24 protein-coding genes and 1 pseudogene are annotated in these 25,517 nt (G+C 39.5%); 12 read left to right on the top strand and 13 right to left on the bottom strand.

Going from position 1 to position 25,517, the window contains the following annotated elements; genetic code table 11:
• The 6 genes from leuB to ilvD all read right to left on the bottom strand — a co-directional run bounded on the left by leuB (window position 1) and on the right by ilvD (window position 7,771).
• Window positions 1-1,053 carry a 3-isopropylmalate dehydrogenase gene (leuB, locus tag LMOATCC19117_RS10135; RefSeq protein WP_003727976.1) on the bottom strand — a complete coding sequence of 351 codons (1,053 nt, stop codon included), beginning with the start codon at window positions 1,051-1,053 and terminating at the stop codon, window positions 1-3.
• Window position 1,054: 1 nt separating this feature from the next.
• On the bottom strand, window positions 1,055-2,593 hold the full coding sequence (locus tag LMOATCC19117_RS10130; protein WP_003734408.1) for a 2-isopropylmalate synthase: 1,539 nt from the start codon (window positions 2,591-2,593) through the stop codon (window positions 1,055-1,057).
• A gap of 158 nt (window positions 2,594-2,751) precedes the next feature.
• The gene (gene ilvC, locus LMOATCC19117_RS10125; RefSeq protein ID WP_003727977.1) at window positions 2,752-3,747 is read right to left on the bottom strand and encodes a ketol-acid reductoisomerase; all 996 of its coding nucleotides are present in this window, start codon (window positions 3,745-3,747) and stop codon (window positions 2,752-2,754) included.
• 98 nt (window positions 3,748-3,845) lie between these two features.
• Window positions 3,846-4,337 (bottom strand): acetolactate synthase small subunit, encoded by a 492-nt coding sequence (ilvN, locus tag LMOATCC19117_RS10120; RefSeq protein WP_003723150.1) that lies wholly within the window; start codon window positions 4,335-4,337, stop codon window positions 3,846-3,848.
• Window positions 4,338-6,059: a biosynthetic-type acetolactate synthase large subunit gene (gene ilvB, locus LMOATCC19117_RS10115; protein WP_003734409.1), complete on the bottom strand. Its 1,722-nt coding sequence runs from the start codon at window positions 6,057-6,059 to the stop codon at window positions 4,338-4,340.
• A gap of 17 nt (window positions 6,060-6,076) precedes the next feature.
• Window positions 6,077-7,771 (bottom strand): dihydroxy-acid dehydratase, encoded by a 1,695-nt coding sequence (ilvD, locus tag LMOATCC19117_RS10110; protein WP_003725873.1) that lies wholly within the window; start codon window positions 7,769-7,771, stop codon window positions 6,077-6,079.
• A 690-nt stretch (window positions 7,772-8,461) separates the two neighbouring features.
• Here ilvD and LMOATCC19117_RS10105 point away from each other — a divergent pair.
• Complete coding sequence (locus tag LMOATCC19117_RS10105; protein ID WP_003734410.1) at window positions 8,462-8,989, top strand: GNAT family N-acetyltransferase; 528 nt, start codon at window positions 8,462-8,464, stop codon at window positions 8,987-8,989.
• Window positions 8,962-9,447: a DUF6884 domain-containing protein gene (locus tag LMOATCC19117_RS10100; RefSeq protein WP_003727978.1), complete on the top strand. Its 486-nt coding sequence runs from the start codon at window positions 8,962-8,964 to the stop codon at window positions 9,445-9,447. The genes LMOATCC19117_RS10105 and LMOATCC19117_RS10100 overlap by 28 nt, the downstream gene beginning before the upstream one ends.
• Here LMOATCC19117_RS10100 and LMOATCC19117_RS10095 read toward each other — a convergent pair.
• From LMOATCC19117_RS10095 to zwf, 3 genes are all read right to left on the bottom strand, one after another.
• Window positions 9,430-9,567 carry a hypothetical protein gene (locus tag LMOATCC19117_RS10095; protein WP_003727979.1) on the bottom strand — a complete coding sequence of 46 codons (138 nt, stop codon included), beginning with the start codon at window positions 9,565-9,567 and terminating at the stop codon, window positions 9,430-9,432. The two genes, LMOATCC19117_RS10100 and LMOATCC19117_RS10095, sit on opposite strands and share 18 nt — an antisense overlap.
• A 31-nt stretch (window positions 9,568-9,598) precedes the next feature.
• On the bottom strand, window positions 9,599-10,030 hold the full coding sequence (locus LMOATCC19117_RS10090; RefSeq protein ID WP_003725871.1) for a YueI family protein: 432 nt from the start codon (window positions 10,028-10,030) through the stop codon (window positions 9,599-9,601).
• Between the two features lie 118 nt (window positions 10,031-10,148).
• The gene (gene zwf / locus LMOATCC19117_RS10085) at window positions 10,149-11,624 is read right to left on the bottom strand and encodes a glucose-6-phosphate dehydrogenase (RefSeq protein WP_003725870.1); all 1,476 of its coding nucleotides are present in this window, start codon (window positions 11,622-11,624) and stop codon (window positions 10,149-10,151) included.
• Window positions 11,625-11,924: 300 nt separating this feature from the next.
• Between zwf and rnz the strand changes: the two genes are divergently transcribed.
• The 3 genes from rnz to dinB all read left to right on the top strand — a co-directional run bounded on the left by rnz (window position 11,925) and on the right by dinB (window position 14,820).
• Complete coding sequence (gene rnz, locus LMOATCC19117_RS10080; protein ID WP_003725869.1) at window positions 11,925-12,845, top strand: ribonuclease Z; 921 nt, start codon at window positions 11,925-11,927, stop codon at window positions 12,843-12,845.
• A gap of 4 nt (window positions 12,846-12,849) precedes the next feature.
• Complete coding sequence (locus tag LMOATCC19117_RS10075; RefSeq protein ID WP_003725868.1) at window positions 12,850-13,641, top strand: SDR family NAD(P)-dependent oxidoreductase; 792 nt, start codon at window positions 12,850-12,852, stop codon at window positions 13,639-13,641.
• 108 nt (window positions 13,642-13,749) lie between these two features.
• On the top strand, window positions 13,750-14,820 hold the full coding sequence (gene dinB, locus LMOATCC19117_RS10070; protein ID WP_003725867.1) for a DNA polymerase IV: 1,071 nt from the start codon (window positions 13,750-13,752) through the stop codon (window positions 14,818-14,820).
• Between the two features lie 36 nt (window positions 14,821-14,856).
• Here the strand turns inward: dinB and LMOATCC19117_RS10065 are convergent, their stop codons facing one another.
• The gene (locus tag LMOATCC19117_RS10065) at window positions 14,857-16,056 is read right to left on the bottom strand and encodes a toxic anion resistance protein (RefSeq protein WP_003725866.1); all 1,200 of its coding nucleotides are present in this window, start codon (window positions 16,054-16,056) and stop codon (window positions 14,857-14,859) included.
• Window positions 16,034-16,693 carry a 5-bromo-4-chloroindolyl phosphate hydrolysis family protein gene (locus LMOATCC19117_RS10060; protein WP_003725865.1) on the bottom strand — a complete coding sequence of 220 codons (660 nt, stop codon included), beginning with the start codon at window positions 16,691-16,693 and terminating at the stop codon, window positions 16,034-16,036. Before LMOATCC19117_RS10060 ends, LMOATCC19117_RS10065 begins: the two co-directional genes overlap by 23 nt.
• 273 nt (window positions 16,694-16,966) lie before the next feature.
• Here LMOATCC19117_RS10060 and LMOATCC19117_RS10055 point away from each other — a divergent pair, with 273 nt between their 5' ends.
• The 4 genes and pseudogenes from LMOATCC19117_RS10055 to timR all read left to right on the top strand — a co-directional run bounded on the left by LMOATCC19117_RS10055 (window position 16,967) and on the right by timR (window position 20,316).
• Window positions 16,967-17,524: an NUDIX hydrolase gene (locus tag LMOATCC19117_RS10055; protein WP_003725864.1), complete on the top strand. Its 558-nt coding sequence runs from the start codon at window positions 16,967-16,969 to the stop codon at window positions 17,522-17,524.
• A 473-nt stretch (window positions 17,525-17,997) separates the two neighbouring features.
• A pseudogene (gene timA / locus LMOATCC19117_RS10050) lies at window positions 17,998-18,884 on the top strand (macrodiolide ABC transporter ATP-binding protein TimA).
• Window positions 18,881-19,696: a macrodiolide ABC transporter permease TimB gene (gene timB / locus LMOATCC19117_RS10045; RefSeq protein ID WP_003727982.1), complete on the top strand. Its 816-nt coding sequence runs from the start codon at window positions 18,881-18,883 to the stop codon at window positions 19,694-19,696. The pseudogene timA and the gene timB overlap by 4 nt, the downstream one beginning before the upstream one ends.
• Window positions 19,696-20,316, top strand: a complete 621-nt coding sequence (gene timR / locus LMOATCC19117_RS10040) for a macrodiolide transporter TimAB transcriptional regulator TimA (protein ID WP_003727983.1) — start codon at window positions 19,696-19,698, stop codon at window positions 20,314-20,316. The genes timB and timR overlap by 1 nt, the downstream gene beginning before the upstream one ends.
• 15 nt (window positions 20,317-20,331) lie before the next feature.
• On the opposite strand, the gene LMOATCC19117_RS10035 is transcribed toward timR, so the two are convergent.
• Both LMOATCC19117_RS10035 and LMOATCC19117_RS10030 read right to left on the bottom strand, forming a co-directional pair.
• Window positions 20,332-21,330 carry an NAD(P)/FAD-dependent oxidoreductase gene (locus LMOATCC19117_RS10035; protein WP_003725860.1) on the bottom strand — a complete coding sequence of 333 codons (999 nt, stop codon included), beginning with the start codon at window positions 21,328-21,330 and terminating at the stop codon, window positions 20,332-20,334.
• A complete protein-coding gene (locus tag LMOATCC19117_RS10030; protein ID WP_003727984.1) occupies window positions 21,320-22,144 on the bottom strand; it encodes an ABC transporter ATP-binding protein in 825 nt (274 codons plus the stop codon). Before LMOATCC19117_RS10030 ends, LMOATCC19117_RS10035 begins: the two co-directional genes overlap by 11 nt.
• Before the next feature lie 164 nt (window positions 22,145-22,308).
• Between LMOATCC19117_RS10030 and LMOATCC19117_RS10025 the strand changes: the two genes are divergently transcribed.
• The 3 genes from LMOATCC19117_RS10025 to LMOATCC19117_RS10015 all read left to right on the top strand — a co-directional run bounded on the left by LMOATCC19117_RS10025 (window position 22,309) and on the right by LMOATCC19117_RS10015 (window position 25,399).
• Window positions 22,309-23,250 (top strand): iron-hydroxamate ABC transporter substrate-binding protein, encoded by a 942-nt coding sequence (locus LMOATCC19117_RS10025; RefSeq protein WP_003727985.1) that lies wholly within the window; start codon window positions 22,309-22,311, stop codon window positions 23,248-23,250.
• Between the two features lie 101 nt (window positions 23,251-23,351).
• A complete protein-coding gene (locus tag LMOATCC19117_RS10020) occupies window positions 23,352-24,377 on the top strand; it encodes a FecCD family ABC transporter permease (protein ID WP_003727986.1) in 1,026 nt (341 codons plus the stop codon).
• Window positions 24,377-25,399, top strand: coding sequence for a FecCD family ABC transporter permease (locus tag LMOATCC19117_RS10015; protein ID WP_003727987.1), 1,023 nt, complete (start codon window positions 24,377-24,379; stop codon window positions 25,397-25,399). The genes LMOATCC19117_RS10020 and LMOATCC19117_RS10015 overlap by 1 nt, the downstream gene beginning before the upstream one ends.
• The last annotated feature ends 118 nt before the right edge of the window (window positions 25,400-25,517 follow it).

Here is a 25,517-nt window from a genome sequence, read left to right as displayed (position 1 = left end):
TTATTCTCCTCCTTCAATTTGTTTTAGAACTTCATTTGTAAAATCAGTTGTGGAAGTATTGCCTCCAAGGTCAGCAGTTAAAAATCCAGCTTGCATCGTTCTTGCTGTAGCTGCATCAATCGCATCTGCTTCTTCAAAAAGAGAGAAAGATTGACGAAGCATCATGGATACAGAGGATATCATCGACATTGGATTCGCGATATTTTGGTTAGCGATATCTGGCGCAGATCCGTGAATTGGTTCGTATAAAGATGGTCCGTTTTCCGCGTGGCTAGCAGAAGGGAGCATTCCAAGCGAGCCAGTAATAACAGACGCTTCATCACTTAAAATATCGCCAAATAAGTTTTCTGTCACGATAACATCAAAGGTCGTTGGTCGCTGAATCATAAGCATTGCGGCAGCGTCGACGTATAGATGTTCTAGTGTGATATCTGGATGACGACTTGCGACTTCATCAGCGATTTTTCGCCATAATTTACTAGAAGCAAGCACATTCGCTTTATCTACTGAAGTAACTTTTTTATTCCTAGTAGCGGCGATTTCGAAAGCTTTCTCGATAATTCGCTCGATTTCTGCACGGGTATATGTTAATGAATCCACTGCTGCCTCATTATCCCAATATTTCGGTTCTCCGAAATAAAGTCCACCAGTCAATTCACGAACAACGACAAAATCAGTGTTCTCAACAATTTCCTTTTTTAAAGGAGAAAGGTGGGTGATGGAGCTTGGGACTTGGATAGGTCGAATGTTGGCGAAAAGACCAAGCGCTTTTCGAAGTGCAAGTAGGCCATCTTCGGGACGTTTCGGCGCATTATCCCATTTTGGACCACCAATTGCTCCGAGTAAAATGGCGTCGGCGTCTCGGCACGCTTTTAAGGTGGAAGAAGGGATTGGGTCTTGTGCTACGTCAATTCCTGCGCCGCCAAAGGGATGAGATTCAATTTCAAACGTATGGTTGTATTTTTTTGCGACTGCCTCTAATACTTGAAGTCCAGAAGTCATAATTTCTGGACCAATTCCGTCGCCAGCTAAGGAAGTAATTTTATAGGTCACGTTATTTTACCTCCTCGAAATCAGCTTGCTTACTGGCGGTTTTGCTTTTGCCTGATGCTTGCAAATAAGCTTTAGCACTAGCAGTTAAAACGTCAAAATCAATACCGATACCATGGAACACAGCGCCTTTGTCATTTTTAATGACGACATGGACTTCTGCTTGGGAATCTTGACCGGCTGTAATTGCTTGGATACGATAATCGGTTAATTCAATATCTTGTTTCATAAGACGGTTAATCGTATTATAAATCGCTTCAATGCTACCTGAACCAGTTGCTGCGTCTTCTACTAGAGCGCCATCACGTTCTTCAATGCGAACAATCGCACCTTGGACGCCGCCAGTAACATATTGAACTTGCAAATGTTTTAGTTCGAAATCATCGGCTGATTCGGAAGATTGTCCGAGAATTAACGCGTGCAAGTCTTCTTCTGTTACTTCTTTTTTCGCATCTGCTAATTGTTTGAAACGTTTAAAGGCATCTTTTTGTTCTTGTTCGGTTAGTGTGTAGCCCATTTCTTCCATGCGCGTATTGAAGGCATGTTTGCCAGAAAGTTTGCCAAGTGGAAGAGAGTTTTTATCCACGCCGACAAGAGCAGGGGTGATGATTTCATACGTATCAGGATTTTTTAGGACACCATCTTGATGAATACCAGATTCATGCGCGTAAGCATTGCCACCAATTACAGCTTTGTTACGTGGAACAGGCATACCAGACAAGCGGCTAATCAAATCACTTGAATTTTTAAATTGATTCAATACAATGTTTGTTTCAGCTTGATAAAAATCTTTGCGAATATGAAGCGCTACCGCAACTTCTTCCAGTGCCGTATTCCCAGCACGCTCACCAATCCCATTAATCGTACCTTCGACGCGACTTGCGCCATTTTCGATTGCAGCAAGTGCGTTTGCTGTCGCCATACCAAGGTCATCATGGCAATGAGAAGCGAAAATAATATCATCAAATTGCTTTATTTCGCGGCGCAAATCTTGGAATAATTGCCCAAATTCGGTGGGGTTTGTATATCCGACCGTATCTGGAATGTTGATGACAGTTGCTCCTGCATCAATCGCTGTTTGAACTGCTTCAATCAGAAAAGCACGATCTGACCGAGTTGCATCTTCTGGTGAAAACTGTACAACATCAAATTTTTGTCTCGCATAACTAATGTGGTGTTTAATGGAAGCAAGAACTTCCGCCCGACTCATTTTTAATTTGTATTCCATATGCACATCGCTCGTTGCAAGGAAGATATGTATTTGCGGAGAAACAGCGTCTTTTAGCGCTTCCTCGGCACGGTCAATATCTCCTTCAACACAGCGCGCTAGCCCTGTTACAGAACAATGTTTAATCGCTTTTGCAATCGCCTTGACGCATTCAAAATCTCCAGGAGAAGAAATCGGAAAGCCGGCTTCAATTACATCAATTCCAAGTTTTTCGAGTTGTAAGGCAATCTGGATTTTCTCCTTTACGTCAAAATTAACTCCAGGGGTTTGTTCGCCATCTCTAAGTGTAGTATCAAAAAACTGGATTTTCTTCATTCGATTTCACCTCTTGTTTTATATTAGATAGGGAAGCTTGGATTTTTCCTGCTTTCAGTATCAGTTTAGGAAAGAAAGAGGTTCTTCCTTAAACTCATATTGAAAAAGGATAAACGGTTGCTAGGCAAGAAATCTCACCTAGCAATCCGAATTAAGTATTAATGTTGTGGTTTAACAAACGGCATCATTTCACGAAGTTCAGCACCAACTTTTTCGATTTGATGACCTTGTTGTTCTTTGCGCATTCTATGGAATTCTTTAAAACCATTTTTATTGTCGTCGATGAAAGATTTAGCAAAGTTACCATTTTGAATGTCGGTAAGTACTTCTTTCATTGCTTTTTTCGTATCAGCTGTAACAACACGAGGACCGGAAACATAATCACCATATTCTGCTGTATTGGAGATCGAGTGGCGCATTTTTTCCATGCCGCCTTCATACATCAAATCAACAATTAGTTTCATTTCGTGTAATACTTCAAAATAAGCAAGTTCTGGTTGGTAGCCAGCCTCTACAAGTGTTTCAAAACCAGCTTGGATAAGGTGAGTTGCACCCCCACAAAGAACTGCTTGTTCGCCAAATAGATCGGTTTCGGTTTCTTCTTTGAAAGTGGTTTCGATAACGCCAGCACGAGTTGCGCCAATACCTTTTGCATAGGAAAGGGCTGTGTCGCGTGCGTTTCCAGTGGCATCTTGATAGATAGCGAATAGGGAAGGAACCGCGCCACCTTCAACAAATGTGCGGCGAACTAAGTGACCAGGACCTTTTGGAGCTACTAGGAAAACATCCACATCGCTTGGAGGATTAATTACGTCAAAATGAATGTTGAAACCATGTGCGAAAACAAGCGCATTGCCAGCTTTTAGGTTAGGTTTAATTTCGTTTTCGTATGTTTCACCTTGCGTTTCATCTGGCAAAAGAATCATGATAACGTCTGCTTTTTCAGCGGCTTCGCTAACAGAATAAACATCAAAGCCATCGTTTCTAGCAGATTCGGCAGATTTTCCTTCGCGAATGCCGATAATAACGTTATTGCCATTGTCACGTAGATTTTGAGAATGTGCGTGACCTTGCGAACCGTACCCGATTACTGCTACTGTTTTACCTTCTAGTGCGTTGTTTTTTACTGCATCTTCATAATAAACTTTTGTCATTTTTCCTAACCTCCAACTAATTTCTTTTTATATTTCAGAATAGCGATGTGCTGTTCTGATGCTAGCAAAGCAAGAGACTGCTCTGTAGTAAATGATTTTTAACCCATTTTTTTAGGGCTTCTTGTAAAGCCTGTGACGCCGGTCCTCGCCATTTGCTTAATACCATACGGTCGAACTGTGTCAACGAAAGCATCGATTTTTTCACTTGTTCCAGTTACTTGAATGACGACATTTTTCGTGCCGACATCAATAACAGTGGCGCGAAATGGTTCGATGACTGCGTTTAGCTCAGATCGTAAGGCAGCGGGGGAGTTGATTTTAAGTAAAGCTAGTTCGCGTTCGATGTGTGCATCGTCAGTAATATCGCTCACTTTGAGCACATCGATTTGTTTATTGAGTTGTTTAGTTACTTGCTCGATTTCGTATAAGGAATCGACATGGACGACGATGGTAATCCGAGAAACATTTGGGATTTCGGTCCAGCCGACAGAGATGCTATCAATATTGTATTGGCGTCTGGAGATAACCCCAGTGATACGATTTAACACGCCAGAAGAGTTGTTTACTGTAGCGGTAATGATTCGGCGCATTTATTCCACTCCTTCCATTTGGTGATTTGGTTTGCCGCTTGGAACCATTGGAAGTACTAGCTCATCTTTGGACACATGAACGTCAATGACAATCGGTCCAGGGTGAGCGAAGGCTTTTCTTAGATCTTTTTCTAGCGTTTCAGGATTCGTCAAGCGAACCCCTTTGACACCATAAGCTTCGGATAGTTTAACAAAATCTGGTTGGCTCGTGAAAATCGAATGAGAATATCTTTCGCCGTGGAATTTTTCTTGCCACTGACGAACCATGCCGAGCGAACCGTTATTGATAATGACCGTTTTCACATTGATTTGGTAATCATTTAAAATCGCCAGTTCTTGATTAGTCATTTGGAAACCACCGTCCCCAACAATGGCGACTACCGTTTTATCTGGGAAAGCAAGTTGCGCACCAACAGCTGCTGGAAAGCCAAAGCCCATTGTGCCAAGCCCGCCACTCGTAATAATTTGATGATCAAATTGGAATGGATAAAACTGTGCCGCCCACATTTGATGCTGGCCAACATCGGTAGAAACAAGCGCTTCACCTTGCGTAATTTCACCAATTAGCTCAATCACACGCTGTGGTTTAATTTCTGCTTTTTTCGTTCTATCAAAATTAAAAGGATGACGGTTTTTACGGGTCATATTTAATTTGTACCAATGGGATGTATCCGGATGAACCGGAAGTTCCATTTGTAGTAGTTGTGTAAGTGTTTCGTTAATATCAGCTACAATCGGAATTTGTGTTTCGATAATTTTGCCAATTTCAGCAGGATCAATATCGATATGTGCAATCGTTGCTTTTGTGGCAAATTCTTTTGGCGCACTGGCAAGCCTGTCGTCGAAGCGGGAACCAAAATTAATGAGCAAATCGCAATCTGTAAGTGCCATGTTTGCCGCGTATGAACCGTGCATGCCGCCCATACCAAGGAATAAATCATGACTTTGCGGGAAACTTCCTAGACCAAGCAGCGTATTCACGATTGGAATTTGATAGCGTTCAGCGAATTCTAGTAATTCAGCTGTAGCTCTCGCATGATTGACGCCAGCTCCGGCAAGTATTAGTGGCTTGCTTGCGGCAGAAAGAGATTGCATTAGTTTTTCCAGTTGAAGTGGGTTCGGTGAATAAGTCGGTTGATAACCCGGCAGATCAATCGTATCTGGTCGTACAGACTCTGTTTGGATAATCCCCATGTCTTTTGGAATATCCACGACAACAGGACCTTTACGACCAGTGCTTGCAATATGAAAAGCTTCATTGACAATTTTTGGTAAGTCACGAACATCACGCACTTGGTAATTATATTTAGTAATTGGAATGGTTAGCCCAATCATATCTGCTTCTTGGAAGGCATCTTTTCCGATACCAGGCGTATGAACTTGTCCGGTGAAAATCACTAATGGAATCGAATCACTCATTGCATCCGCAATACCAGTTAATACATTTGTCGCCCCAGGTCCACTTGTTACAACTACCACACCGGGTTTCCCAGTAACACGTGCATAACCTTCCGCAGCATGAATCGCTCCTTGCTCGTGTCTTGTTAGAATATGCGGAATATCACAGTCGTAAAAAGCATCGTAGAGAGGGAGAACCGCACCACCCGGATAGCCAAAAATCATCTCGACTTGTTGCTTTTTCAAGGAGTCAATTAAAAGTTCCGCACCACTTTTATTTTGCTTTTTTGTCGCTTTTTCATTTGTCTTCGTCGTATCAATCACGCTTATCACCTCATTTTTTAGTCGATTAAATCTTCTGGAATTTGCAAAATGCCACCAGTGTGGGCGCTAGTTACAAGCGCAGTATATCTTGCAAGGTAACCAGTTTTTACTTTAGCTTTAAATTTCGGTAATTCTTTTCTTCGTTCTTCCAAAACCTCATCAGAAACATCCACGTTTAACGTCCGGTTTGGCAAATCAATCGTGATGATATCGCCGTCATGAACAAGGGCGATAGGACCACCAGCTGCAGCTTCTGGAGAAATGTGGCCAACTGCGATACCACGAGTAGCCCCAGAAAAGCGACCATCTGTAATCAAAGCAACATCTTTTCCTAAACCTCGACCAACAATACTAGATGTTGGCGCAAGCATTTCAGGCATTCCCGGACCGCCTTTAGGACCTTCGTAGCGAATGACCACGACATGCCCCTCGCGGACGGTATGGTTATCAATTGCTTCCACCGCCTCATCATGAGAACTAAAGCAAATCGCTTCTCCTTTGAAAACTTGTACGGAAGGATCTACGCCACCAACTTTGATAGCAGCTCCTTTTGGTGCGATGTTACCAAACAACATCGAAAGTCCGCCAACTGGGCTGTACGGATTTTCTTTTGGATGAATAACATCGGTATTATTAATTTTTGCATCAGCTACGTTTTCGCGAATCGTTTTACCAGTAACAGTGATTCTGTCTGGATGTATTGCGCCACCTAGATCAACCAGTTCTTTAACAATGGCTGAAACACCGCCAGCTTCGTGAACATCATGCATTGAGTAAGAAGAGGATGGTGCAATTTTGGAAAGGTAGGGAACACGTTTAGCAATATCATTGATACGTTCCAAATCATAATCTTCAATACCAGCTTCGTTTGCAAGTGCAAGTGTATGTAATACGGTATTTGTCGAACCACCCATTGCCATATCTAGCGCAAAAGCATCGTCAATCGCATCTTTTGTAATAATGTCACGAGGACGAATATCTTTTTTAACTAAATCCATTAAATGAAAAGCAGATTCTCTAATAAGATCACGGCGTGCGTCAGAAACAGCAAGTGTTGTACCATTTCCCGGAACAGCCATACCTAGGATTTCCATCAAACAATTCATTGAGTTTGCTGTAAACATTCCTGCGCAAGATCCGCAAGTCGGACACGCATTAGCTTCCATATCAAGAAAATCTTCCTGCGACATGCTGCCATCTTTAAATGCGCCAACCGCTTCAAAAACAGAAGAGAGAGTGAGTGCTTTTCCGTGTGCAGATAATCCAGCTTTCATTGGGCCACCAGAACAGAAGATAGCAGGTACATTTGTACGAACAGAAGCGAGAAGCATTCCAGGCGTGATTTTGTCACAGTTTGGGATGTAGAAAACCCCATCAAACCAGTGCGCATTGATTACCGTTTCCGCTGCATCCGCGATAACTTCACGAGAGGGAAGGGAATAGCGCATACCGATATGTCCCATCGCAATGCCGTCATCTACACCAATCGTATTAAATTCAAATGGGATACCGCCAGCTTCTCTAATAGCTTCTTTAGCCACATCCGCTAATTCTCGCAAATGAACATGACCAGGAACGATATCAATGTAAGAGTTACAAATAGCGATAAATGGTTTATCCATATCACCTGGACTTTTAATTTGACCTGTAGCATGCAGCAAACTTCTTGCTGGAGCTTGTTCGACACCTTTTTTTATTTTGTCACTACGCATATGACTTTACCCCATTTCTAATTAAGAATTATTTGCCGACACTGAATTTTTAGAATTCACTAAATAGCGTGGCATTAATATATATGATTAAGTAGCTGCTTGCTTGATAATGGCTTTTCGATGCTTGAAAACTCGAAATCTAGCTAAAGAAAAAGCACCCCAATGATGAAAACAATGGGATGCTTTGCTAGAATCCCATTTAACGTAAACAGGACTCAAACTACTGTAAATTTCTACAGTGCTCAAAGTCCTTCTAGAGTAATAAAATTGTAATGACTGATTTGGTCGTTTTCATAAGTCATTATCCCCTTCGTTAAATGGTTTTATTTTTTCGATTAGTCGCACATTTTTGAAAAAAATTAATATCAAGAAATGTTATGTTAGTATTTAATATATATGGTTGCCATGCGATTGTCAATTGTTATTTTGAAAGTTTTCCGTCAGTTTGCACAATTCAAGCAACTTACACTTTTAGCTGAAATTAGTACCAGGTCTTATATTTGAAGTATAACTTAAATGGAAGCGCATTCAAAAATGAAAGGTCAAGTATATAGTCAGAATAGTTTTATTTTTATAGTTTTCTATTATTTATTTAATAATTCGGATAAAAAATCACACATTAGTTGCGTTCTTCTATCTAATTCTGCTAAATTGAAAGTAATAAATTAGTAGGAAAGCCGGGTTATTGTTGTGGATAATTTAGAGACAGATCGATTAATATTAATTAATTACACACTAGAAATGATTCAGGCAACGATTAATGGGACAGAAGCTTTGGAAAAAGCAAGTGGCTACCATGTGTCACCTGACTGGCCAGGAATTGATTTCTTTTTTTATTTACCATATGTATTAGAAAACGTGAAAAAAGACGATAGAATGATTAAATGGACACGCCTAGTCATTTTAAAAGAAGAAAATAAAATTATCGGCGAAATTGGTGGACAAGGAAATCCGGACGAAACGGGAGAAATCGAAATTGGCTACAGCATCGTACCAGATTATCAAAATAAAGGTTATATGTCAGAAGCGCTTATAGGTATGATTGCTTGGCTAGAAGAACAGCCCGCCATTCATCGCATATTTGCCAGAAGCTACGAGCAGAACATGGCATCCATACAAGTACTAAAACACAACCATTTCGTACATATCAAAGAAAAAGATACAGAAGAGAAACAAGGAAGAGTGATGATGTGGGAATATCCAATAAAACGAACCTGATTATTATTGCATCTGGAAAACCAAAAATATGGGATAAGTCGCCAGATATTGGTCCAGTAAAAGCAAGCGAAGTGTATACAGGAACATTTCATCGTTTAAGTAGAGCCTATGCGGAACAGTTTGCAAATGAATATTTAATATTATCCCCCAAATATGGTTTTTTGCGACCGGACGATATTATTTCAAAAACATATGATGTCCGCTTCACCATGAAAGGGACTAGTGCTGATACGATTCAACTCGAGGAATTAAAGGAGCAGTGGCAGAAACTACAAATAAACCCTACCGAACCAATTCCGATGTTAGGCGGCAAAAAGTTCAGAGGGTTATTGACGAGCATCACGGATGGTAAGCAAGTATTTAATTTCCCACTTGACGGGGCATCAGGAATTGGTGTCATGCAGCGAAATTTAAAGCAAGCTATCGAAACAGGAATTCCATTAAATCGTACTGAGTAAAAGAAGTGCAGCAGTTATGAGCAAAAACATAACGCCCATATTAACATTTTTACGGATGAAGAAATAAATCGTTTGTAACGCCATCAAAATAGCGAGTGACAGAGTGATAATGTGTAGCATAAATCGACCTCCTAAATAGTAAGCGGAAAACTTAATTAAACAGTTTACGAACCTTCTCAAGTAACGAGACAGGTTCTTCTTCTTGTTCTACTTCTGCTTCTTTATATAAATGAATGTCTTCCTTGTTTACCGCTTTTTGACAGGCGAGGACGAGGTAAATATCTGTTTCACCTTCTAAACGAGTAACAATCGAAAATTCATGTTTACATTTTTCTGCTAGTTTAATATAAGGGCGTAAAGAATTATAATGGAGTAATCCGTTTAAAAGAAGCTTGGAGTCACTGTTTTCTAGTATTGCTTTTTCTAGTTCTGGAAGATACTCTTGGGTCAAAACTTCCTCTTTTGTGAGTGCAACTAAAACACGTTCGCGATAAGTTCCTAAATATTTTTTCTTCTCAGCGGGATTAATCTCTTTTGCCCCATACATGCCTTTTTCTAAGTAGTCATCAATATTTTCAGCCATTATATGAGCTCCTTTAACTAGTTAGTTTTCCTCTCTATTCTAACATGCATAGGGGTTTTTGCAAGTAAACAAAGAAAACCAGAAATAGGCTAGGGTAGCCATATTTCTGGTTTTTTGATTAATCGATTGGGAACCACTGGAATCCGTCGCGTTGAATGAGGTCGTCTGCTTCTTTAGGCCCCATCGAACCGGATTTGTAGTTCGGGAAATGATCTTTCGTATTTGTCCAAACATCTGCTATATGGTCAATAAAGTTCCATGATAGTGATACTTCATCCCAGTGAGAGAAGTAAGTCGCATCACCGCGAAGACAGTCTAGAATCAATTTTTCGTAAGCCTCAGGTGTGTTCATGCCGTCTGGAGAGGAATGAATATAATTTAAGTTGACTGGCATTGTAACCATACCTTGACCAGGTTCTTTGACGTTCAAATGAAGTGTAATACCTTCGTCCGGTTGGATATGAATAACAAGCACATTACCACCAAGCGATTGTTGTTGACCAAATAAATTCAGCGGTACATCTTTGAACTGAATCGCAATTTGGGTCGTTTTCTTCGCAAGACGTTTACCCGTGCGAATATAAAATGGAACGCCAGCCCAGCGGAAGTTATCGATTTCTAGTTTGGCTGCAACAAACGTTTCCGTATTGGAATGAGGATCCACATTATCTTCTTGACGATAGCCTTTGAGTTCTTTGCCACCTACTTCACCAGGACCGTACTGACCACGAATAAAGTTTTGGTGAACTTCTTTACCTTCAAAAACGCGTAAGGAACGAAGCGCGCGAACTTTTTCATGACGAATCTCGCGTGTCGTTAAGTTAATTGGTGGCTCCATCGCAAGTAGAGAAACGATTTGGAGAATATGGTTTTGAACCATGTCTCGAAGCGCGCCACTTTCATCGTAATAGCGCCCACGATCTTCAACCCCAAGCACCTCAGTTAAAGTAACTTGGATGTTATCGATGTAACGATTATTCCAAAGCGATTCAATGATAGAATTTGCAAAACGAATAACCGAGATATTTTGGATCATTTCTTTTCCTAAATAATGGTCAATACGATAAATTTCATCTTCTTTAAATGCTTGACGAAGCGAATTATTTAATTCTTCTGCACTAGCTAAATCGTGACCAAATGGTTTTTCGATAATTAAACGATGAAAGCCATCTGTATCTACAAATCCTTCAGATTTAATGCGACTTGCGATAGTTCCAAAGAAATTCGGCGCCATTGCAAGATAGAAGAGGCGATTGCCACCTAATTCGTATTTTGCATCTAATTCATCAGACAAATCTTTTAAAGTTACATAAGATTCTTTATTTGTCACATCATGAGATTGATAGTAGAAGTGAGAAGCAAATGCATCCGCGTCTTTTTCGGAACCGTCAATGTCTTTGATAGACTCTTTTACTTTATCACGGAAGAAATCGTTACTCCATTCACGACGAGCCGTTCCAATAACAGCAAAATTGTCGCCAAGAGATCCCTTACTGTACAAATGATATAGCGAAGGGTAAAGTTTGCGATTTGCCAAATCTCCCGTACCGCCAAAAATAGTAATCAGTGCTTTTTGTTCTAACTCATCTGTCATACGTCATTTACCCTCTTTCTTATTCTCTTAATGGCAAAAATTAACTGCTAAGAAAAAGATTTCTTAGTTTGAAAAGAACCCCACAAAAAAAGGCCTTATTAAATGAGCTATTAATTTTCCTCATTAGTCCATACTATTTTATCCATAAAGAAGCATTTGTGCAACTGTTTGGTTTGAATATTTTTTTAATTTGACAGTTATTTCTGAATTATAAGGGTTTTTTCTTAGAAATGTTTATTTCCTGTTCGTTTAAGAATATGATAAAATAAGACACGAACTGGGAAGGGAATGAAACAGATTATGGAACTTGTTTTTCTAGGAACTGGAGCAGGCGTACCGTCGCGAGGCCGTAATGTCACATCCATCGCACTTTCAATGTTAAATGAACGAAATACAATTTGGCTATTTGATTGCGGAGAGGCAACACAACACCAAATCATGCGAAGCCAAATTAAACTTAGTAAACTAGAAAAAATCTTTATTACTCACATGCACGGAGATCACATTTTTGGACTGCCAGGCTTATTAAGTAGTCGTTCTTTTCAAGGAGGGGACTCTAATTTGACTATTTACGGTCCTGCCGGAATAGCAGAATATGTCGAAACTTCCTTAAGACTCAGTGGAACAAGGCTTACATATAAAATTAATTTTGAAGAAATAGAGCCAGGTTTGATTTTTGAAGATGAAATGTTTTTAGTTACAGCTGACGATCTTGATCATGGCGTACGTAGCTTTGGTTACCGTATTGTCGAAAAAGATAAACAAGGTGCACTCAATGCTGAAAAATTAAAAGCGGACGGCGTCGAAGCGGGACCGGTTTTTCAAAAGCTGAAAAACGGCGAAATCGTAACATTAGCTGATGGACGCGTCATTGATGGTAAAAATTATATCGGAGAGCCGCAAAAAGGGAAGATTATTAGTATTTTTGGTGATACAAAAGAAACTGCTAACGAACTAGAACTAGCACTGAATGCCGATATTTTGGTTCATGAAGCAACGTTTGAAGGCGATAAAGCAAAAATGGCAGGAGAATACATGCATTCTACAACGCTTCAAGCAGCCAATCTTGCTAAAACCGCCAATGTCAAAAAATTAATTTTAACCCATATCAGCTCAAGATATGATCGAGATGCAAGTAAAGAACTATTAATAGAAGCAAAAACTATTTTTGAAAATACTGAAATAGCTTATGACTTAGCTGTTTTTCCAATTGGAGAGTGACAAAATGAACCCTTTTTTGAAGAATAAAACGGTTTTAATTACCGGAGCTTCTAACGGTCTTGGAGCTGAAATCGCAAGACAAGTTGCTATGTCCGGTGGTAATGTTATTATAACAGCCAGAAGTACGAAAAAATTAATAGAATTACAAAAAGATATACATGATAATTTTTCAGTAGAAGCGACTTATTTTACTTTAGATATGACTGATTTTGAGCAAGTGAAACAAGTCAGCGCAGAGATAAATGCATCCTATCAAATTGATGTGTTAGTCAACTGTGCAGGTTTTGGTTTATTTGAAAATGCGGTAGATATTCCATTTGAGACAATTGAAAAAATGTTTGATACGAATGTACTTGGCTTAATTCAACTCACACAACTGATTTTACCGCAAATGCAAGCGCGCAAAGCTGGACATATTATTAATATTGCTTCCCAAGCCGCTAAAATCGCTACACCTAAATCAACCGTTTATTCAGCCACGAAATATGCGGTTTTAGGCTTTTCTAATGCACTTCGTTTAGAACTAATGCCAGATAAAATCCATGTTACAACGATTAATCCTGGCCCGATTGCCACAAACTTTTTCGATGTAGCGGATAAATCAGGAAACTATTTAGAAACAGTTGGCAAATTAGTGTTAAAGCCAGAAAAGGTTGCGCGTAAAACAGTACAAATTATGGGAACTAAGCGTCGCGAAATCAATTTACCTTTTGTAATGAATATAGCAACACGACTTTATCAAGTAATGCCACAAGTTATCGAATTCTTCGGTAAAGGGGCATTTTTAAAGAAATAAAATGGAAGAAAATATCTTATGAAAATAGGGTATTTTTTTCTTGTAATTAATGAGGATAACCTTTATAATTGAATAAGAACGTTTGTTCGTTTCGGAGGAGATGCAGTTATGGATACGAGTAGAAAAATTATTCATATTGATATGGACGCTTTTTATGCATCTGTGGAACAACGCGACCATCCTGAGTTTCGAGGGAAGCCACTTATTATTGGTGGAGACCCTAATAAACGCGGAGTTGTTGCGACTTGTTCTTATGAAGCGCGCAAATTCGGTGTGCATTCAGCTATGCCCACCAGGCAAGCTGCTAAACTTTGTCCGAACGGTATTTTTATTCACGGCAATATGGCTCATTATGTAGAGGTTTCTAATCAAATCCGCGAGATCTTTTCCAGATATACGGATATTATCGAACCGCTCTCTTTAGATGAAGCTTATCTGGATGTAACTGAAAACAAAAAAGGAATGAAATCCGCCACAATGGTTGCACGCGAGATTCAGCAGACGATTTACCAAGAGCTTGGTCTAACTGCTTCTGCCGGCGTATCATTTAATAAATTTATCGCAAAAATCGCTTCTGATTTTAAGAAACCTGCTGGTATTACGGTAGTTACACCAGAAGAAGCAGAAGCCTTTTTAGAACAAATACCAGTCACTAAATTTTATGGGGTAGGGAAAGTAACCGCAGAAAAATTGCATCGTTTAGGAATTGAAACGGGAGCAGATTTGAAGAAGTGGAGCGAGTGGGACCTTATTCGCGAATTACACAAACATGGCTATCATTTATATCGACATGTTCGAGGTCGTTCTAACAACATTGTGAATCCGCATCGTGATCGCAAGTCCGTTGGTAAAGAAACTACTTTTGAATTTAATGTGTTAGATAGCCGAGTTCTCGAACAAAGCCTCATGCAATTTGCCAAAAAAGTAGAAGAACGGCTCATTAAACTACAAAAACATGGTAAGACGGTAGTACTAAAACTACGCTACAGTGACTTTACAACCATTACTAAGCGGCTTACTTTAAACGAATATACCAATGATGCAAGTCAAATTTATCAAGCGGCGGCCCTTCTTTTAAGAGAAAGCTATACTGGTCAGGATAGTATTCGTTTGATTGGGCTTACTGTAACCAATTTAAAACCCGTTTATTTTGAAAATTTACGTTTAGAAGGACTATAAAAAAGGCTAGCACGATTTAGGTGCTAGCCTTTTTGATTATTTCATTTCCAGTAAACGTTCTTTAAGTTCTTGTTCCATTGTTACAAGTTCTTTCTCTGCTACGGCACGTTTAGCACGGCCTTCTTGTTGGATTTTAAGCGTTTCTTGCAAGGTTTCAATTAAGCTGGACTGCGTTTCTTTAAGTGTTTCGATGTCTACGATACCTCTTTCGTTTTCACGCGCTGTTTCGATAGCGTTTGTTTTTAGCATATCGGCGTTTCGTTTTAGAAGTTCGTTCGTTGTTTCAGAAACTTGGCGCTGAGCTGCTACGGCTTGTTGTTGACGAAGCAAGGTAAGCGCGATAGCTACTTGGTTTTTCCAAAGTGGAATCGCAGTCATAATGGAAGACTGGATTTTTTCAGCAAGTGCCTGGTTTGTATTTTGGATTAAGCGGATTTGCGGTGCTTGTTGGATAGTGATTTGACGGCTTAGGCGTAAATCATATACTCGTTTATCCAGACGGTCAGCAAATTGCGTTAAGTCATTCACTTCTTGGTAATCCATTTGGTCGCCAGTTTGTTCTGCTTTTTTGCGAAGTTCTGGGAGCATTTTTGTATTAATTTCTTCTAATTTTAATTCTCCAGCAGCAATGTAGATGTTAAGTGCTTGGAAGTAATCTTTATTTTTATCATAAAGCTGTTCTAGGAAAGAGTTATCTTCCATTAAACGCTTTTTGGAATGTTCCAGTTTCAACGCGATGCGGTCAATTTGGGTACCAATTTTTTGATATTTAGAAGTAATTTCGTTGATGGATTGTTTTACTCGGTGGAACATTTTAGTGAAAACATTTTTATTACGAGCGGCAAGTTCATCGGGATCCGCTTCTTGTAAACGATACATTAAATCGCTAATAATATCGCCAATTGGTCCAACATCTTGCTTTTGTACATGTGCTAACATTGAATGAGAAAAATCGTGGAGTTTGGCTTGGGCTGGAGCTCCGTATCCAAGAATCGCTGCTTGATTTCCAGGTTCGATTTGTTTGGATAACTCTAATGCTTGTTTTTTATTTGTTTCAGTAAGCATATCGACAAGGCGAGGAGCTGCATCTGTTTCATTATTTACGATACTTGCAGCTGATTCACCATCTGATCCAAACGGGTTAGCAAGGAGATCATCTAACGTTTGGTTGAATTCTTTTTCAACTACTAAATCTTTTAATTCATTTGTTTCTTCACTTGGCTTGTTCTCGGTCATCTTTTGTACCCCTTTCAAATTTCTTTTTCTGTTTAGAAATGGAGTTTTTCGCTACTTCTAGTTCGAAGTCAAGGTTGTTCACATCTTGATTCAAAAGTGTAAATAAATCCTTTTCAATAACACGACTTAAATCATTTAAAAGTGTGCGCGTATCAGAAAGTGTTTGATAGATTTTTTTGTCTTTTACGGGTTGTTTTTCTAAGAAAGCATATTTTTCTGTTAGCTCCACTAAAGAGTCAAGATGGGAGAAAAAGAAATCTTCTGCTTCATAAAAACGTTTTGGCTCATCTTTTACAATGCCATAAATTCTTTTTGTAAGTAAAAGTGTTTTGTTACGCTCTTGGAAAGAATATAACGCTTTGTTTTGAGTCATGATTTTTTGAAGGCGGATAATTTTCACACGTGCCTCTTCTAAGTTAGTGCGAATATATTTATATTCTTTCTTGGTTAATCCAGTTGCAATCATTTGCGCACGGTCCCCAGCTTTAGATGAAAAGAAAAATAGGATAGCCGCAACAGCGATAACAATTGCTGCAATTACCAAACCACTATGGATTAGTGAAGTGAGGATACCAGCCAAAAGCATGACAAGGAAAATGGAACCTGTGAATGCTAATATCTTTTTAAAAACGGTCATTATACATCTTCTCCTTTAAGTACCTGTTTAAAAGGTCCGCTTTTCTTATAGTAAATTTTTCTAAAATAAAGATTGATGGAAATTAACCTACCATTTAAGTATATTTTGTAAGCGAAAACTAGGCAAGCTGAATGGTTTTTATATTTTAGAAATTGTCCTTTATTTGTTCTTATCATACCATATTTAGAAAATAGATGTTATCAGTCGTGCGATGTAAATTAAACTCGGACTTAGTTATGTTATAATGAAAAAAATGAGAGGTAGGTGGCAGAAATGGACTCACTAGAGGAAAAAACGCTTCATACAGAAAAGATTTTTAGCGGAAATATTATTGAATTGCAAGTAGATGATGTGGAGTTACCAAACGGGGAAAAGGGCAAGCGCGAAATCGTCAAGCATCCCGGTGGTGTGGCAATTATACCTTTTTCAGCAGATGGAAGAATGTACTTAGTAGAGCAATTCCGAAAGCCACTCGAAAAAAACATTATCGAAATTCCAGCTGGTAAAATGGAGCCAGGGGAAGATCCGCTCGTGACCGCAAAACGGGAACTAGAAGAAGAAACTGGTTTTCAGTCCGATGATTTAACGTATCTCACTTCTTTTTATACATCACCTGGGTTTGCTAGTGAACTTTTATATATTTATGTAGCGCGTGACCTCCGGAAAATGGAGCATCCATTGGCGCAAGATGCAGATGAATTTATTAATTTAGTCAAAGTAACGCTGGAAGAAGCAGAACAATTAATAGCACAACAATGCATTCATGACGCAAAAACAATGTACGCGATACAGTACTGGAAAATGCAACTATTAATAGAAGAAAATGAATAAATCGGATGAAAAACTCATTTGGGAATACTTGGCATAAAGAATGGAAATGTGGTATCATAAACATGAAAAGAGAGTCGTGCAAGAACATGACCCTCAAATGTAAGCCCCATTTAAGGTGGCAGCTAGTCTAATATGGTATAAAAATAACCACTAAACTCGCCAAAGTTTATGAGTGGTTATTTTTTTGTGTTATTTTGACTGTTTATTAACAACATTAAAGTTGTAAAAGCGACTGCAAAAGAGAGTGCTTCATAAACGGTCATGGGTTATCCTTTCCAGGAGTTCCTAACAAAAAAGTCATAGGCATCTCCCTTTCATGTTGAAAGAGCTAGCATGAAAACAGTAATTTGAATACTTTTACTGGATACAGTCTTACAGATTTTTATTGTGTTATGGTTCTTAATTGACTACCTGGTCAAAAGGGATTATACTCTAGTTGACTAAGTGGTCAATTTGAGTGTGGAGGAGAGAACATGGAAGCAATTAAAGTGGAGTCGCTCACAAAAAATTACCATAAAAAGCGAGCAATTGAAAATGTGAATTTGTCTGTAAATGAAGGAGAACTTTATGGTTTTATCGGTCCGAATGGTGCGGGGAAATCAACGACAATTAAAGTCTTACTGAATTTTATTTACGCAACGAGTGGGAGTGCGACGGTTCTCGGGAAAGATGTGGTGAAAGACTCTGCTGAAATTAAGAAAATGGTCGGTTATGTGCCAAGTGAAGTTCGCTATTATCCCCAAATGACAGCAAATGATATTATCCATTACGCTGCCAAGTTCCATCATATTGAAAATGCAACGCAAAAAATGAATAAATATTATGAAATGTTTTCGATTGATCCGAAAAAACGCTTTGGAGAAATGTCGCTTGGAAATAAAAAAAAGTGGCGATTGTTGCTGGACTTATTACTGAGCCGGAATTATTTATTCTGGATGAACCGACGAATGGCCTTGATCCGTTAATGCAACATTATTTATTTAAAGAAATGACTGAGCGAAATAAAGAAGGAATGACGATTTTTCTTTCTAGTCATAATTTACGTGAGGTTCAGGAATATTGTACAAGAGCTGCTTTTATTCGAAATGGGAATATTATCGCGGTGGAAGATATCGCTAATCAACAAATGACGGGTAAAGTAATCGCGCTGAAAGGAACGAATTTGCCACTGGAAAAATTAACGAATGCGGGCGCAAGAATTATCGAAAAGGAAGCGGGAAAAGCGCGGCTTATTTTTGATGATGATATTAAGACGATTTTGCCATTATTACAAGAAAAAGAAATTACGGATTTAACGATTACTAATCAAGAGCTGGAAGATAAATTTATGACGCTATACGAAGGGGGAGAAATCAAGTGAATATCCTACACATTGAGTGGAAAACGCGAATAAAGAGTCTGGTTGTTTGGGCTGTTGTGGTGATTGTGATTTTAGGGGTGTTTATGGCTTTCTTCCCTAGTATGCAAAGTAGTGGAATGCAAGATTTAGTGAATACGAAGATGAATGCACTTCCGCAAGATATGATGAAAATTTTGCATATGGATTCAATGGCGGATTTAACGAATATTGATGCCTATTTTGCGTATGTTTTTCAGTATATTTTTATTGCAGCTTGTGTGTATGCAGCATTAATTGGTGCGCAGGCCTTGATAAAAGAAGAAACGGATGGAACAATTGAATTTTTATATGCGCAACCAATTACGCGGTCTAGTCTTGTTTTTTGGAAAATGATTGGGAATTTATTGTCATTTGTGGCTTTTTGGGTGATTACATTTGTAGCTTCAGTGGCGCTAGTTCTTTTCTTGAAGCCGAGTGGGGTTGACGGAGGAAACTTAGTAATGGAGCTTGTACGAGTGTTTTCTAGTGAGTTGCTAGTGGCTGCTGTATTTATGAGTGCTGGTTTTATGGTTTCATCGGTGCTTCGTTCCGCTAAGCAAGCTTCTCCGGTTGCACTTGCGCTTGTGTTCTTAACGTATATTTTAGGAATTATGGCTGGGTTGAATGATAAGGTCGATTTCTTCCAATATTTTTCACCAATTAACTATGCAATTCCGTCTGAGATTATGGATAAAGGGATTACAGGAACCAATGCACTGATTTCTTGTGGGGTAATTGTTGTGATGGTTGCTATGACATTTGTTCTTTATAAGAAAAAGGATTTGAAAGTATAATGGATGAAAAACGATTAAAAATTTTAGAAGTAGCAATGGGAGAATTTACGGAAAAAGGATATCAGGCGGCTAGTACGAATAAAATTTGCGCAAAAGCTGGTGTTTCCAAAGGGCTGATTTTTCACTATTTTGGTTCTAAAGAAAAGCTTTATATTGCGGCTGTTAGTTATGCGGTTGATTTTGCGACCAAGGAGGTTCGTTTGGAAGGGGAACATTGGGGAGACTTTGTCGAAATGGCGATTTGGTCAACGAAGATGAAACTGGATTTTAATCGCAAATATCCTGCTGTGTTTGGCTTAATTATGCAAGCTTATGGAAATCCGCCAGTTGCATTGAAAGATAAACTTGAGGGCTTTTTTGATAAGGCGATTGAGCGATCAGAGGCGCAAATGAATCAAGTTTTAAGTGAAATGAAGTTGAAAAAAGATGTAAATATGGATGCAGCGCGTAAAGTGATGGCGGCTCTTTTTAAACATATTACGGAGATTAGTACAGTTTATTTGCAGAGCCATCCAAATGCGACGATGGAAGATTTTGTTCCGCTTGCGAAGGATTTTACGGAAATGATGCGAATTGTCGAATTTGGGATATGCGAAGAAAAAAAGGATTTGGGCGAGTGAGCCCAAATCCTTTTTTTAACCAATAAAGCTTTCGTGATGCGTGCTAATCATCGCTTCATCTGCGGCAGTTGGTTCTAAATATTTTTTCGCACTATTAATCGCGATGGGCCCTTCATGAAGTCCCGCTGCGATAATGCGTATTTTTCGAGGGTAAGTCGCACTATCTCCACAAGCGAAAATGCCAGGAACCGTCGTTTTCATCTCGTCATCCACGACAATGCCAAAATCTGCTTGTTCAAAGCCCCATTCCGCCATGGTTCCAAGGTCTACTTTTACCCCGTGATTAATGAAAAGTGCGTCTGTTTGAATTGTTTTCGTGGCTTGGGTTTTATTGCAGCAAACATTGATTTTGGTTAACTGATTGTTTGTTCCGATTAGTTCATTGATTTCATGGTGGATATGGATTTCGACGCGAGAATTTTGAAGTTCTCGGACACTTTCCTCGTGTGCTTTAAAATCTTCGCCACGGTAAATAAGGTGTACTTGTTTGGCAATGGGTTCGAGTGTCTGAGCCCAGTCGATAGCGGAATTTCCACCACCAGAAACCACTACTACTTTATCGCGGAATTGCTCGATATTTTTGACATCATAATGGATTGCAAATGGAAAATCTTCAGCATGTAGAGCTTCAAGTTTATTGACCTCAAACGTGCCACTACCTGTAGCAATGACAATCGTTTTTGAAAAATGAATCGAACCGTTATGCGAAGTTAATTGAAAAGTGCCATCTGATAGTTTTGTCACATCGACAACTCGCTCACTGCAAACAATAGTCGGATGAAAGGTTTCTGCTTGTTGTTTTAAATTTGCGACAAGATTTTCGCCGGTAATGGCGGGAATACCACCGATATCGCGAATGATTTTTTCTGGAAAAAAGTAGCGAACTTTCCCGCCAACAGCAGGTTCAGCATCGATAATTTTTGTTTTCATGGAACGAAGCCCACTATAAAATGCGGAGAATAAGCCAATGGGACCGCCGCCGATAATGGTTACATCATAAACCTCATTTGGCACTGGAATCAAGCTCCTTTACAATTTCGCATCCGTTGCAAGTTTCGTAGGGGAGGCAAAGAGGGACACCGCTGCGGGGATCAATTAAAATATCTGCTTTGATATTAAAAACATCCTCTAAAGTTTGTTCAGTCATGACATTGGTTGGTGTTCCTTCTGCGATGACTTTCCCTTCTTTAATAGCGATCATATGGTGAGCGTAACGAGATGCGTGATTTAAATCATGAACAACCATCACAATTGTGCGGTTCTCTGATTGATTTAATTGTTTCAATAAATTAAGTACATCTAGTTGGTGCGTCATATCTAAAAAGGTCGTCGGTTCATCAAGAAATAGTACATCTGTTTCTTGGGCAAGCGCCATGGCAATCCATGCACGCTGTCGTTGTCCACCTGATAAACTATCAATTGGTCGATCCGCTAACTCCATTAAATTCGTCACGCGCAATGACCAAAAAATAATTTCGCGATCTTTTGCGGTAATCGATTTAAAGCTACTTTGGTGTGGGGAACGTCCATAAGAAATTAATTCAAACACCGTTAAACCATCAGGTGCAGAAGGATTTTGTGGCAAAATAGCTAGTTGTTTGGCAACGTCTCTCGTTGGCTGACTATGAATCGTCTTGCCATCTAAATACACAGCGCCTTTGCTAGGTTTCATTAAGCGGGACATCGTTTTTAAAATAGTCGATTTCCCTGAGCCATTTGCACCTACTAAAGCGGTTATTTTATTCGCTGGAATGGCTATATCTAAACCATCAACAATGATTCGTTTGTCGTATGAAATTTGTAAGTTATCGGTATGAAGGTCTTTCATTTTCATCGCTCCAATTTAAAGGTAAGGTGATAATCATTCTCAATGGTTAAGTATAGAGTTTTTATGGTGAAGATGCAAGCGTTACTTTGCCGAAATGATTTGCACTTTGTGAATAAAGTTGCTATACTAATTGAGAATTATTATCAATTACTGGAGGGGTTCAATTGAAAAAGGGTATCATTTTACTCGTGTCAATGCTTTTAATTGCAGTGGTTTTAACTGCTTGTGGAGATAACAAATCGGCTGGAAAAGAGAAGGTCGAGATGCGTACATATACAATGGCAAATGGAAAGAAAGTAGAAATACCAGCACATCCGAAACGTATTGTGGCTTCGGAATATCTAGGGAATATTGTTTTGCTTGGAATGAAGCCTGTGGGGGCTAGAGCGAAACAAATGGAAAATCCGTTTTTGAAAGGGCGTGTGGATGGGATTGCAGATATTGGTGATCCAGTTTCAGCAGAAAAAGTGGCGGAATTAAAACCTGATTTAATCATTGTTTCAAACGATGACGAATTTGAGGCAATGTCGAAAATTGCGCCAACGGTGTTAATTCCGTACGCAACTTCAAAAAATGTGGAGGAAGACGTTCGCCAAATCGCGGACTTAGTTGGAGAAAAAAAGGCTGGAGAGGCGTGGCTAGATAAGTTTCATCAAAAAGCCAAAGAAAGTAGAGCGAAGTTGGCTGGCAAGTTAGATCCGAATGAAACAGTAGGGATTTATGAAGTACAAGATAAAGATTTTTATGTGATGGGACAAAATATGGGGCGAGGTGGTCAAGCGATTTATAATGCTTTACAACTAAAAGCACCAGCAAAAATACAGAAAGATGTTTTAGATGGGCAAGATTGGCAAAAGATTTCACTGGAAGTTTTACCTGAATTTGCGGCCGATAGAATGTTCGTTACAAGCACTTCTTCTGGGAGTGCTAAAGACGGCGAGAAAACATTAAAAGATTTAACGAACTCGCCAATTTGGAAAAATCTGCCGACGTTTAAAGCAGGGAATGTTTACCAAATGGACTTTGACACGATGTTTTATTATGATCCATTAGCGGTAGAAGGACAGTTGGATATTATTGTAGAGAAGTTACTTGCGTCCAACTAATGATTGCGCTTAGTGAATGATATTGATATAATTTTCTTTGCGATTGATAATTATTATCACTTAAAATGAGCGGATAATTTAGATGGAAGGAACATGTGCAGATGGATAAGTCAAAACAGATAAAAATGAATACAAGACCGACTGTTGCTAAATTCATACTTTCGGGTGGGATTTTGTTGCTTCTCATTTTAGCGTTATTCGGGATTGCGGTTGGTGCAGCCGATATTAATTTAAGTACGGTTTGGGATGCACTTTTTCATTATAATAGTTCGGATACGCAGCACCAGATTATACGTAGTTTACGTGTTCCTCGGGTGGTTGCGGATATGGCGATAGGGGCTGCTTTTGCGGTTGCTGGAGCGATTATGCAAGGAATCACTCGGAATCCACTTGCTGATTCAGGCTTGCTTGGGTTGAATGCTGGATCGACGTTTATGGTAGCAGTTTGTTTTGCATTTATGCCTTGGCTTAGTTATAATTCGCTCATTTTATTTTCTTTTGTTGGGGCGGCAATTGGGGCATTTTTAGTATTTGGCGTTAGTTCTCTTGCAGGGAGCGCAATGTCGCCAACGAGGCTAGTGCTTGCTGGAGCGGCGGTTAGTTCATTGCTTACTGCGCTTAGTGAAGGACTCGCGATTTATTTTCAGTTAAGTCAGGATTTGGCCTTTTGGTACGCGGGCGGTGTTGCTGGTGTGAAATGGAGTCAGCTTGCAGCGATTTGGCCTTGGTTACTTGGAGCGCTTATTGCGGCGATTTTGCTAAGTAGATCGATTACCATTTTAAGCTTAGGCGATGATATTGCTGTTGGTTTAGGTGAAAAAACTACTTTTGTTAAAATTGCTTCGATGGTTGTGGTGTTGATTTTGGCGGGGCTTGCTGTGTCGGTTGTTGGTCCGGTTGGGTTTATCGGCTTGATTGTACCGCATTTGGTACGATTTTTAGTTGGAGTAGATTATCGCTGGATTATCCCTTGCTCGGCGGTTGTTGGAGCCTTTCTGACATTAGCGGCGGATATTGTGGCGAGAACAATCAATCCGCCATATGAAACGCCAATCAGTGTTATTTTTGCATTAATCGGGGTTCCTTTCTTCTTATATGTAGCACGTAAAGAAAGGAGGAACTTATAATGTATATGACAACGGCAGAAAAACGAAAAAAATCGCGGCGAGTTTGGACGTTAATTATTTTAAGCGTGTTAATTTTTTGTACATTTACATATAGTGTCAATGCTGGTTATTCGAAATTGCCATTTTTGGAAGTGATTAAGTCGTTTTTTGGAATGGCGGACGCGGGAACACAACTTATTGTGACGGAGTTTCGTTTGCCACGGATAGTTATTGCGCTATTGGTTGGTGCAGGTCTTGCGGTTTCAGGAACAATCCTACAAGGGATTTCTGGAAACGGATTAGCTGATCCGGGAATTCTTGGGATTAATAATGGCGCGGGACTTGCGGTTATGCTTTATATTTCCTTTTTTCCTTCCACGATGGACGTTCCGGTGTTATTTATGCCATTTATTGGATTTGTCGGGGCAATTTTAACTGCGTTTGTTGTTTACGGACTTTCTTATAGTAGAAGCGAAGGATTGTTGCCTAATCGATTGCTTCTTACGGGGATTGCTGTTGCGGCGGCGATTGCGGCACTTATCACACTGCTTACGGTTCGGCTTGATCCGCAAAATTATCAACGCTATGCTGAATGGATGGCAGGAAATATTTGGGCTTCAAGCTGGCAATATGTTTATGCTCTTTTGCCATGGCTTATTGTTTTAGGTGCAATTGCTTTTATGAAAGTAAAGACGTTGGATGTGCTCTCTTTTGGAGACCAAGTGGCAACCGGACTCGGCGTTCGGGTTGAGCGAGAAAAATTTGTGCTTTTAATAGTAGCAGTTGGTTTGGCAGCTGCTTGTGTATCCGTTAGTGGCGGTATTGCATTTATTGGTCTAATTGGTCCGCATATTGCTAGAAAATTAGTTGGATCCGCACATCGCTGGGTGATGGTAACGGCGGCACTTTCTGGAGGGCTACTATTATTACTTGCGGATACGATTGGACGATTGATTATTCAACCATCCGAAATATTTGCTGGTATCGTTGTGGCAATTATCGGTGCACCTTATTTCTTGTTCTTGCTTGCAAAAGCTAAATAATAATTATTATTGATAACGAGAAATTAATTAGTAATTGATAATCATTGTAGACAGCCTATTGCTTTTATGATATCTTAGTAAACATAAGCAATAGGAATTGACTACGTGCCATTTTTAC

This window comes from Listeria monocytogenes ATCC 19117 (assembly GCF_000307025.1).
Lineage (GTDB): Bacteria > Bacillota > Bacilli > Lactobacillales > Listeriaceae > Listeria > Listeria monocytogenes_B.
Note: the sequence above shows the minus strand (reverse complement) of the source record. Positions and strands in the feature narration are given on the sequence as shown.

Excerpts from the sequence above, each read along its gene's own strand:
- LMOATCC19117_RS10015 (WP_003727987.1), top strand. The coding sequence starts at position 24,377 with ATGTATATGACAACGGCAGAAAAACGAAAAAAATCGCGGCGAGTTTGG.
- LMOATCC19117_RS10075 (WP_003725868.1), top strand. The coding sequence starts at position 12,850 with ATGAACCCTTTTTTGAAGAATAAAACGGTTTTAATTACCGGAGCTTCT.
- LMOATCC19117_RS10060 (WP_003725865.1), bottom strand. The coding sequence starts at position 16,693 with ATGACCGTTTTTAAAAAGATATTAGCATTCACAGGTTCCATTTTCCTT.
- timR (WP_003727983.1), top strand. The coding sequence starts at position 19,696 with ATGGATGAAAAACGATTAAAAATTTTAGAAGTAGCAATGGGAGAATTT.
- ilvC (WP_003727977.1), bottom strand. The coding sequence starts at position 3,747 with ATGACAAAAGTTTATTATGAAGATGCAGTAAAAAACAACGCACTAGAA.
- LMOATCC19117_RS10020 (WP_003727986.1), top strand. The coding sequence starts at position 23,352 with ATGGATAAGTCAAAACAGATAAAAATGAATACAAGACCGACTGTTGCT.
- rnz (WP_003725869.1), top strand. The coding sequence starts at position 11,925 with ATGGAACTTGTTTTTCTAGGAACTGGAGCAGGCGTACCGTCGCGAGGC.
- ilvN (WP_003723150.1), bottom strand. The coding sequence starts at position 4,337 with ATGCGCCGAATCATTACCGCTACAGTAAACAACTCTTCTGGCGTGTTA.
- LMOATCC19117_RS10090 (WP_003725871.1), bottom strand. The coding sequence starts at position 10,030 with ATGGCTGAAAATATTGATGACTACTTAGAAAAAGGCATGTATGGGGCA.
- dinB (WP_003725867.1), top strand. The coding sequence starts at position 13,750 with ATGGATACGAGTAGAAAAATTATTCATATTGATATGGACGCTTTTTAT.
- LMOATCC19117_RS10095 (WP_003727979.1), bottom strand. The coding sequence starts at position 9,567 with ATGCTACACATTATCACTCTGTCACTCGCTATTTTGATGGCGTTACAA.
- ilvD (WP_003725873.1), bottom strand. The coding sequence starts at position 7,771 with ATGCGTAGTGACAAAATAAAAAAAGGTGTCGAACAAGCTCCAGCAAGA.
- LMOATCC19117_RS10130 (WP_003734408.1), bottom strand. The coding sequence starts at position 2,593 with ATGAAGAAAATCCAGTTTTTTGATACTACACTTAGAGATGGCGAACAA.
- LMOATCC19117_RS10065 (WP_003725866.1), bottom strand. The coding sequence starts at position 16,056 with ATGACCGAGAACAAGCCAAGTGAAGAAACAAATGAATTAAAAGATTTA.
- LMOATCC19117_RS10030 (WP_003727984.1), bottom strand. The coding sequence starts at position 22,144 with ATGAAAGACCTTCATACCGATAACTTACAAATTTCATACGACAAACGA.
- LMOATCC19117_RS10055 (WP_003725864.1), top strand. The coding sequence starts at position 16,967 with ATGGACTCACTAGAGGAAAAAACGCTTCATACAGAAAAGATTTTTAGC.
- zwf (WP_003725870.1), bottom strand. The coding sequence starts at position 11,624 with ATGACAGATGAGTTAGAACAAAAAGCACTGATTACTATTTTTGGCGGT.